Source organism: Streptomyces lusitanus (assembly GCF_042647945.1).
Taxonomy (GTDB): domain Bacteria; phylum Actinomycetota; class Actinomycetes; order Streptomycetales; family Streptomycetaceae; genus Streptomyces; species Streptomyces pseudogriseolus.
This window is the reverse complement of record NZ_JBHRWL010000005.1, coordinates 1-8,725: the sequence shown is the minus strand read 5'-3', so window position 1 is coordinate 8,725 and position 8,725 is coordinate 1. Positions and strand designations below refer to the sequence as shown.

Sequence of the window (8,725 nt, the reverse complement as noted above, 5' to 3'; positions counted from 1 at the left end):
CGAGCACCCCGCCCCTGCCGCGTTTCCGTGCGCGGGGGCAACGTATGGTGGTGACCTGCCTGTTGACCAGCCGTCACGGCAACTCCCCTGCCGCACACGGTCGGTGACCGTTCCCGGACGCTGCGGCCGGATCGTTGCGGTTCGCAGGGCGGGTAAACGTGCGGATGGTTAACAACTAGGCAAAGCCCGGCCCCCCGGTAGGCATATGCGTTGACACTACTTATGCGACGCTTATAGACCTGGGAGCCTCATGGGAGTGCTGATTCTTCATCACCCCTCCCTCAACCCCCCGCATTTGCGCATCATGTAAAGGACAAACGTGGCAGTTCTGTCCGTATCACGCCGTACCGTGACCCGCTCCGTGCGCGCCCTCGGTGTCGTCTCCGCGGCCGCCGCGCTCGCGCTCGGTGCCGCCGGCAACGCCGCGGCGTGCAACATCAACGAGTTCTCGGCCGAGGCCAAGTGCGAAGGTGACAAGGGTGTCATCACCGTCACCGACGTCGACCCGGCCGGCGTCCCCGCCACCGTGACCGTGTTCCTCCAGAACAACGGCGCCGACATCGAAAAGATCGGCGAGCAGGTGGTCAAGGGGTCCAAGGAGGGCACGACCATCACCTTCGAGGAGGACTGGAAGCCCAACGCCGAGTACCGCATCCACGTGTCGGCCAAGCCGTACGTGGACGAGGACATCAAGCCGAACCTGACCACGCCGTCGACGCCGTGCAAGGAGGACGAGGAGTCCCCGTCCCCCGAGCCCACGCCGTCGGAGGAGACCTCGGCCCCGGCCGAGGAGAGCGAGGAGCCGAGCCCGGCCCCGTCGGAGAGCACCAGCGAGAGCGCTCCCCCGGCGGACACGTCGGACAACGCCCCGTCCCCGGCCGGTGAGTCCAACCTCGCCGAGACCGGCGCCAACTCCAACACCGGCATGATCGCCGGTGTGGCCGCGGCCCTGGTCGTCCTCGGTGGCGGCGCCGTGTTCTTCGGCATGCGCCGCCGCGGGGCGAACAGCCAGCGCTGACGCCTCACGGAACCGCCTGCGGCCCGTCCCCGAACCGGGGGCGGGCCGTACGCCGTTGCCGGCCGGTCAGCCGAACGTGGCCCGCTCCAGCCAGGTTTCGAGCAGCGCGCGCTCGCCGAGCACCTCGATGCGGGGATCGTCCAGCGGGATACGGCGGTAGAAGGCGAGCAGCACCCAGGTGAGCGGCCCGCGCAGGGCGACCGTGGCCTTCTCGTGGCCGTGGCGCCAGGAGATTCCGTCCTCGTCCAGCCGGATCAGGTACTCGGCGTTCACGCCGGGCGGGGTGTCGGTGGCGTGCAGGTGGATCGTGCGCAGGGGGCCGCGCAGCCCGTGCACCGCGTCGTCGGGCAGCGTCCGCTGCGCCCACATCACGATCTCCAGCCACTCGTCGACCGCGTCGGCGGCCACCTCCGGCGCGACCTCGTAGGGCAGCCCGGCGGCGAGCGTGGCGTCCGCGCGGTGCACGGTCACCTCGTGGGTCATACGGCGGGCCCAGAAGCCGGCGTCGTCGGTGCCCGCCCAGCTCCACACGCGCGCGTCCGGCCCGGCCTCCCGCAGCGCGGAGACGACCAGGTCGCCGCTCTCCGCCAGCCAGGCGTCCAGCACGGCGGCGTCACCGCGCGCCTCGGGCCCCTCGAAGCCCGGCACGTCCTCCTCCGGGGCCTCCTTCTCCGCCCCGGTCCGCACCATCAGGGCCACCCAGCGCAGGGCGCCGCCGAGGTGCCGCACGAGCTGTTCCACGGACCAGTCGGGTGTGGTCGGCACGGTGCGGGACAGATCCGTGCCGGAGGTCACCACGGCCCTCAGCTGCCCGACCTGGTGGGCGATCTCGTCGCAGTAGCGTTCGTGGGCGAGTCGAGTCATGCCGCTCACCCTAGGCACCGGTGATCAGCCCAGGACAGCGATTTCCGCGCCGTCGAACTCCACGCCGGTGACGTCCCCGACGTCCGGCGCGTCCCGCAGGGCGCAGGCCGCCTCCAGCGCGGGCGCGTCCTCCGGCTGGAGCCGCACGGCGACATGGGTGCCGCGGAAGGTGCGCGCGGTCACCGTGCAGCGCAGTCCCTCCCCGGCCGGGACCAGCCGGACGCCGGAGGGCCGGACCAGCAGCGGCCGCGTGCCCTCGGGGGCGTCCGGGGGCACCGGCACCTTGCCCCAGGGGGTGACGGCGACGCCGTCGGCGACGGACGCCTCGACGACGTTCTCGAAACCGAGGAAGCGGGCCACGAAGGCGTCGGCGGGCCGCTGCCACACCTCGAGAGGCGTGCCGGACTGGGCGATCCGCCCGTCGCGCATCACCACCACCCGGTCGGCCAGGGCGAACGCCTCGCCCTGGTCGTGCGTCACGGCCAGCACGGTGGTGCCCAGCCGGCCGAACAGCTCGCGCAGTTCGACGACGAGCCGCTCCCTGAGCGACCGGTCGAGCTGACCGAGCGGCTCGTCGAGCATCAGCAGCCGCGGGCTGGGCGCGAGGGCGCGGGCGAGCGCGACGCGCTGCTGCTCGCCCCCGGAGAGGGCGGCGACGGCCCGCCCGGACGCCCCGGGCAGCCCGACCAGGTCCAGCAACTCGGCCACGCGCCGCGTCTGTTCGGCGCGCGGCGCGCGGTGCATGCGCAGGCCGAAGGCGACGTTGCCGCCCACGTCGCGCTGCGGGAACAGCTGGTGGTCCTGGAACATGAGCCCGACGCCCCGCCGGTGCGCGGGCACGCCCGCCTGGTCCCGTCCGTCGAGCAGGACCCGCCCGGCGTCCAGCGGCTGGAGTCCGGCGACGGCGCGCAGCAGCGTGGACTTGCCGCTGCCGCTGGGCCCGAGCACGCACACGATCTCGTGCTCGGCGACGTCGAGGCCGACGGCGTCCAGCGCGGCACGCCCGCCGAAGCGGACGGTCGCGGCCTCCAGGCTCAGCAGGCTGTCGGCGGGCGTCGGGCTGTCGGCGGGCGTCGGGCTGTCCGTGGGCGTCGGGCTGTCCGTGGGCGTCGGGCTGTCCGTGGGCGTCGGGCTGTCCGCGGGCCTCGGGCTGTCCGTGGGCCTCGGGCTGTCCGTGGGCCTCGGGCTGTCGGTGGGCATCTAGAACTCCCCCGTCCGGTCGGTCCGCAGCCGCTCCAGCACCAGCAGAGCCACGGCGCACACGATCATCAGAATCGTCGACAGGGCCATCGCCTGCCCGTAGTTGAGGTCCCCGGGCCGTCCCAGCAGCCGCGCCACGGCCACCGGCAGGGTGGGGTTGTCCGGCCGCGCGATGAACACCGTCGCCCCGAACTCCCCCAGGGACACCGCGAAGGCGAACCCGGCGGCGATCAGCAGCGCCCTCCGCACCAGCGGCAGGTCCACCTCCCGCCAGGCCCGCCACGGCGACGCCCCCAGCACCGACGCCGCCTCCCGCAGCCGCACGTCCACCGCCCGCAGCACCGGCAGCATCGTCCGTACGACGAAGGGGACGCCGACCAGCGCCTGCGCGAGCGGCACCAGGATCCAGGAGGCGCGCAGGTCCAACGGGGGTTCGTCGAGGGCGATGAGGAAGCCGAAGCCGACGGTCACCGCGGACACGCCGAGCGGCAGCATCAGCAGCGCGTCGAAGCCGCGCACCAGCCGTCCCGCGTCCCGCCGGGTCAGCGCGACGGCGGCGAGACCGCCGATCACCACGGCGATGGCGGTGGCGGCGACGGCGTAGGCCAGGGAGTTGCCGATCGCCTCGATGGGGGCGACCAGGAACACCCCGCCGTCCGCCTCGGTCAGCGCCCGGTAGTAGGCGAGTCCGGCGTCGCCGAAGGAACGCTGCACCAGCACGGCGAGCGGCAGCAGCAGGAGGACGGCGACCGTGGCGACGACCCCGCCGAGCAGCGCCCACTGTCCGGCGCCGCGCGGGCGGCGGGCGGTCACCGAGGCGTCGACCAGCCGCAGCGCGGTCTCGCGGCGCCGCACGGTCCAGGCGTGCAGGGCGAGGATCGCGCCGACGGCCACGAACTGGATCAGCGTGAGGACGGCGGCCGTGGACAGGTCGAAGAGGTCGGCGGTCTGCCGGTAGATCTCCACCTCAAGGGTGGAGAACGTGGGCCCGCCGAGAATCTGCACCACGCCGAACGAGGTGAAGGTGAAGAGGAAGACCATCAGCGCGGCGGCGGCCACGGCGGGCGCGAGCGCCGGGAGGGTGACGGTGCGCCAGGCGGTGAGACGGGAGGCGCCGAGCATCCGCGCGGCCTCCTCCTGCCGCGGGTCGAGCTGCGCCCACAGCCCGCCGACGGTGCGGACGACGACGGCGTAGTTGAAGAAGACGTGCGCGAGGAGGATCGCCCAGACCGTGGTGTCGAGGCGTACGCCCCACAGCTCGTCGAGCAGCCCGCCGCGCCCGACGAGCGCCATGAACGCGGTGCCGACGACGACCGTCGGCAGCACGAACGGCACGGTGATCACCGCCCGCAGCACCTGTTTGCCGGGGAAGTCGAAGCGGGCCAGGGCGTAGGCGCCGGGCAGGGCGATCACCAGGGTGAGGGCCGTGGAGACGAGGGCCTGCCAGGTGGTGAACCACAGCACCTGACGGATGTCGGACTGGGCCAGCACGTCCGCGATCCGCCCCGGCTGCCAGCCGCCGTCGGCCTTCAGCCCCCGGGCGACGATCGCGGCGACCGGGTAGGCGAAGAAGACGGCGAAGAACGCGCCCGGCACGGCCATCAGGCCGAGCCGGGCCGCGTTCCGGCGCCACCGGCCGGGGCGGCGCGGGCTCACTTCAGTACGAGCGAGGTCCACGACTTGACCCACTGGTCACGGTTCTCGGAGATCTTCGCCGGGTCCATGGTCCGCGGCTGCTTCGCCTGGGGCCCGAACTTCACGAACTCCTCGGGCACCTGCGCGCCCTCGCGCACCGGGTAGACGAACATGTTGAGCGGCATGTCCTCCTGGAAGGTCTGCCCGGCCATGAAGTCCAGCAGCGCCTTGCCGCCCTCGGGGTTCTTCGCGTCGCTCAGCAGGCCCGCGTACTCGACCTGCCGGAAGCAGGTGCCCTCGGCGACGCCGGTGGGCGCGGTGTCCGGCCGCGGGTCGGCGTAGATCACCTCGGCGGGCGGGGAGGAGGCGTACGACACGACGAGCGGCCGGTCGGCCTTGGCCTTCTTGCCGCCGGCCGAGCCGGAGAACTCCTCGTTGTACGCCTGCTCCCAGCCGTCGACGACCTTGACGCCGTTGGCCTTGAGCTTCTTCCAGTAGTCCTCCCAGCCGTCGTCGCCGTACTCGGCGGCGGTGCCGAGCAGGAAACCGAGGCCGGGCGAGGAGGTGGCGGCGTTCTCGACGACGAGGAGGTCCTTGTACGCCGGCTTCGCCAGGTCGTCGAAGGTCTTCGGCGGGGTCAGCTTCTTCTGCTCGAACCACGCCTTGTCGTAGTTGACGCAGATGTCGCCGGTGTCGACGGGGGTGACCCGGTGCTGGTCCTCGTCGACCCGGTACTCGGGCCTGATCCGGTCGGACCCCTTGGCCTCGTAGGACTGGAACAGCCCGTTGTCGAGGGCGCGGGAGAGCAGGGTGTTGTCGACGCCGAAGAAGACGTCGCCCTGGGGGTTGTCCTTGGTCAGGATCGCCTTGTTCACGGCCTGGCCGGCGTCGCCGTCCTCGAGGACCTTGAGCTTGTAGCCGGACTGCTTCTCGAAGGCGGCGACGACGTCCTCGGACACGGCCCACGAGTTGTGACTGACGAGGGTCACGGTCCTGGAGCCGCCGGTGCCGCCGCTGTCGTCCCCGCCGGACGACCCGCAGGCGGACAGCGTGACGAGCCCCAGCCCGACGGCCAGGACCGTGGCCTTCTTGGTGATGCCCACTTGATTCCTCCTGGAGTGACCAGGAAGAGACGCGGCCCTGCCCGGAACCCCTGGGCGGGGTGCCGGGCAGGGCGCAACAGCTCGAGTGATGACCGATCTCCCTACCCAGAATGACCTGGGCCAGGTTCGGAGGGTCTGCGGCCGGTGCCGCACTCTCAGCGCTGTGGCGCTCCCCTGTCGGAATATGCAGATGTGTTGACGCCGGTCAGACTACCGCTCGGTGGCGGCGAGCTGACCACACGCCCCGTCGATCTCCTGCCCACGGGTGTCCCGGATCGTGACCGGCACACCGTGCGCGGCGATCGCCTCGACGAACGCCTTCTCGTCCTCGGGCCGCGACGCCGTCCACTTGGACCCGGGCGTCGGGTTGAGCGGGATGAGGTTGACGTGCACGGGACGCCCCTTGAGCAGCCGCCCCAGCCGGTCACCGCGCCACGCCTGGTCGTTGATGTCCCGGATCAGCGCGTACTCGATGGACAGCCGGCGCCCGGACTTCGCCGCGTACTCGAACCCGGCGTCGAGCACCTCGCGCACCTTCCACCGCGTGTTCACGGGGACGAGGGTGTCGCGCAGCTCGTCGTCGGGGGCGTGCAGCGAGATCGCCAGCCGGCACTTGAAGCCCTCGTCGGAGAACCGGTGAATGGCCGGGACCAGCCCCACCGTGGACACGGTGATCCCGCGCTGCGACAACCCCAGCCCGTCCGGCTCGGGGTCGGTGAGCCGGCGGACGGCGCCGACGACGCGGTTGTAGTTGGCGAGGGGCTCGCCCATGCCCATGAACACGATGTTGCTGAGCCGCGCGGGCCCGCCGGGGACCTCGCCGTCCCGCAGCGCCCGCATGCCGTCCACGATCTGGTGGACGATCTCGGCGGTGGACAGATTCCGGTCCAGACCCGCCTGCCCGGTCGCGCAGAACGGACAGTTCATGCCGCACCCGGCCTGCGAGCTGATGCACATGGTGACCCGGTCCGGGTACCGCATCAGCACGGACTCGACGAGCGTCCCGTCGAACAGCTTCCACAGCGTCTTGCGGGTCGTCCCCTGGTCGGTCGACAGATGCCGCACGACGCTCATCAGCTCGGGAAGCAGGGCCTCGCGCAGCTTCCCGCGCGAGCCGGCGGGGATGTCGGTCCACTGCTCCGGATCGTGCGCGTACCGCGCGAAGTAGTGCTGCGAGAGCTGCTTGGCACGGAACGGCTTCTCACCGACCGCGGCAACCGCTTCCTTGCGCTCGGCAGGCGTGAGATCGGCAAGATGCCGCGGCGGCTTCTTGGCTCCGCGCGGCGCGACGAATGTAAGTTCTCCGGGCTTAGGCATGGCTGTACCAGTGTCGCAGATCCAGATGGGTGACCTGCGGGTGTCGGCTGCCACACCTGTCGGTGGTGGTCGTCGTTGGTCGCCCTTGAGCGGCCTCGGACGGCCCAGAGACGGCCCAACCTGCCTGTAGGTCGCCAGGTGAGCCTGGGTTCCGGCTGGCCGACGCGAGCGGGGTGAGTCGGGGACCGTGATGCGGTGAAACCGTGTCCCAGCCCACCGTCCGTTCGGCATGATCAGTCGCGTATGGGTCGGCCCTGAGGAACACCTCGCTCCGGGACCGCCGAAGAACATCACCGACAGTGGGGATTCAAGATGGCCCACAAGAAGCGTCGCAATTTCAGGCACGTAATGGAAGATGATTCTGGCGCACTATTGCGCTCCACGCTACCGCGGGAGTGGGTGCTTCACGAATACGCACCCGATTACGGCATTGACGGCACCGTGGAGATTTTCGAGCCCGTAGGCGATGATGGCGAGAGTTTCGAGACTCTGGGTGAACACATCTTCTTCCAGTTGAAATCAATCAATAAGAGCAACATTGCGACCAAGGTGGCGGTTCAACGCTCTAACCCATTGCTAGGTCGAGAGATGCTGTCCAGCAGGAAGGAAGGAGATGAACCATGGGCGGTGCGGTTCGATGCAATCACCTATGACATGGAAGTCGATGAACTGCTCACAGTCGAGGCCATGGGCGCTAGCGTTGCAGTCGTCCTATTTCTGGTCCCCCTGGATCGCAACGAGGTATACGTCGTCAACCTGACTGACTACATCGATAGAGTTCTCAATTTCGATGACCCAGAATGGCGAAGCAGAGGGACTAAGCGGATGTACATCCCGCTAGTCAATAGAGTTCCAACTCCTCCCGCTATGGCACTTCTCAGGCAGTACGGGAAGAGGGCCAAACTTATGCACCTATTCAACATGGCAACCTACCAGTACACTGCCATCTCTGAATGGTTCGACGACAGAGAGGATATAATTAATACCCTAGCGAGTCGCTTTTGTGATCGCTTGCTCGCTCTCGATGTTTGGAATGAGGACAGTTGGTCAATATTGCAGCACTATCATGACATTCTCGTCGGCTATAGAGACTTTTTTGCCGGGGACGAGTCTGCAATCAATCGAATTGGCTGGAAAAACTTCGACAACTCCTCCAATGAGACGCTCGATATGTACACGAAGATTCGCTTCACCTGGCAAGGTCTCAAATCTCTAGGACTCTCGTACGAGGACCTGGTGCGCGAGTGGGGTCTTCCCACTTACAATGGCATAAGGCACCTAGCTCTGCATGAGCTCGGTCCTGAATATAGCGAACTAGTTGAACACCTGCCTAATTATAAAGGGTGAGCCACTCCATAACCGCCGGGAGTGATACCTGAGGTTGGTGGAGTCTTAATGGTCGAGTCAAGGGCCTCTGATGGGCCGCTGGGTGCTGTCAGGCGTCGGTGTCGGCGGCCTCTTCGAGCAGGTCCATGGCGCTGTTGTGGAAGCGGCGCTCGACGTCCCGGCATGGGGCGTTGAGGAAGGCTCGTTGGGCTTCGGCAAGATCGCAGTTCAGCAGGCCCATGTTCACGAATACGGCTTCCAC

At 69.1% G+C, this 8,725-nt stretch carries 7 protein-coding genes and 1 riboswitch; of the genes, 2 read left to right on the top strand and 5 right to left on the bottom strand.

Annotated features, from left to right (window positions below):
• The first annotated feature begins 349 nt into the window (after window positions 1-349).
• The gene (locus ACFOSY_RS09220; RefSeq protein WP_394306254.1) at window positions 350-1,018 is read left to right on the top strand and encodes an LAETG motif-containing sortase-dependent surface protein; all 669 of its coding nucleotides are present in this window, start codon (window positions 350-352) and stop codon (window positions 1,016-1,018) included.
• Window positions 1,019-1,084: 66 nt separating this feature from the next.
• On the opposite strand, the gene ACFOSY_RS09215 is transcribed toward ACFOSY_RS09220, so the two are convergent.
• From ACFOSY_RS09215 to rlmN, 5 genes are all read right to left on the bottom strand, one after another.
• Window positions 1,085-1,882: a maleylpyruvate isomerase family mycothiol-dependent enzyme gene (locus tag ACFOSY_RS09215; RefSeq protein ID WP_394306253.1), complete on the bottom strand. Its 798-nt coding sequence runs from the start codon at window positions 1,880-1,882 to the stop codon at window positions 1,085-1,087.
• Window positions 1,883-1,906: 24 nt separating this feature from the next.
• Window positions 1,907-3,082 (bottom strand): ABC transporter ATP-binding protein, encoded by a 1,176-nt coding sequence (locus ACFOSY_RS09210; RefSeq protein WP_394306252.1) that lies wholly within the window; start codon window positions 3,080-3,082, stop codon window positions 1,907-1,909.
• Window positions 3,083-4,738 (bottom strand): ABC transporter permease, encoded by a 1,656-nt coding sequence (locus ACFOSY_RS09205; RefSeq protein ID WP_394306251.1) that lies wholly within the window; start codon window positions 4,736-4,738, stop codon window positions 3,083-3,085.
• Window positions 4,735-5,820 carry a thiamine ABC transporter substrate-binding protein gene (locus ACFOSY_RS09200; RefSeq protein ID WP_394306250.1) on the bottom strand — a complete coding sequence of 362 codons (1,086 nt, stop codon included), beginning with the start codon at window positions 5,818-5,820 and terminating at the stop codon, window positions 4,735-4,737. The genes ACFOSY_RS09205 and ACFOSY_RS09200 overlap by 4 nt, the downstream gene beginning before the upstream one ends.
• 80 nt (window positions 5,821-5,900) lie before the next feature.
• Window positions 5,901-6,006: riboswitch (TPP riboswitch) on the bottom strand.
• Between the two features lie 24 nt (window positions 6,007-6,030).
• Complete coding sequence (gene rlmN, locus ACFOSY_RS09195) at window positions 6,031-7,137, bottom strand: 23S rRNA (adenine(2503)-C(2))-methyltransferase RlmN (protein WP_394306249.1); 1,107 nt, start codon at window positions 7,135-7,137, stop codon at window positions 6,031-6,033.
• Between the two features lie 312 nt (window positions 7,138-7,449).
• Between rlmN and ACFOSY_RS09190 the strand changes: the two genes are divergently transcribed.
• Complete coding sequence (locus ACFOSY_RS09190) at window positions 7,450-8,484, top strand: DUF4365 domain-containing protein (RefSeq protein WP_394306248.1); 1,035 nt, start codon at window positions 7,450-7,452, stop codon at window positions 8,482-8,484.
• The last annotated feature ends 241 nt before the right edge of the window (window positions 8,485-8,725 follow it).

What these genes read in the sequence shown, in the direction of transcription:
- ACFOSY_RS09215 (WP_394306253.1), bottom strand. Translation starts at nt 1,882, where the DNA reads ATGACTCGACTCGCCCACGAACGCTACTGCGACGAGATCGCCCACCAG.
- ACFOSY_RS09210 (WP_394306252.1), bottom strand. Translation starts at nt 3,082, where the DNA reads ATGCCCACCGACAGCCCGAGGCCCACGGACAGCCCGAGGCCCACGGAC.
- rlmN (WP_394306249.1), bottom strand. Translation starts at nt 7,137, where the DNA reads ATGCCTAAGCCCGGAGAACTTACATTCGTCGCGCCGCGCGGAGCCAAG.
- ACFOSY_RS09190 (WP_394306248.1), top strand. Translation starts at nt 7,450, where the DNA reads ATGGCCCACAAGAAGCGTCGCAATTTCAGGCACGTAATGGAAGATGAT.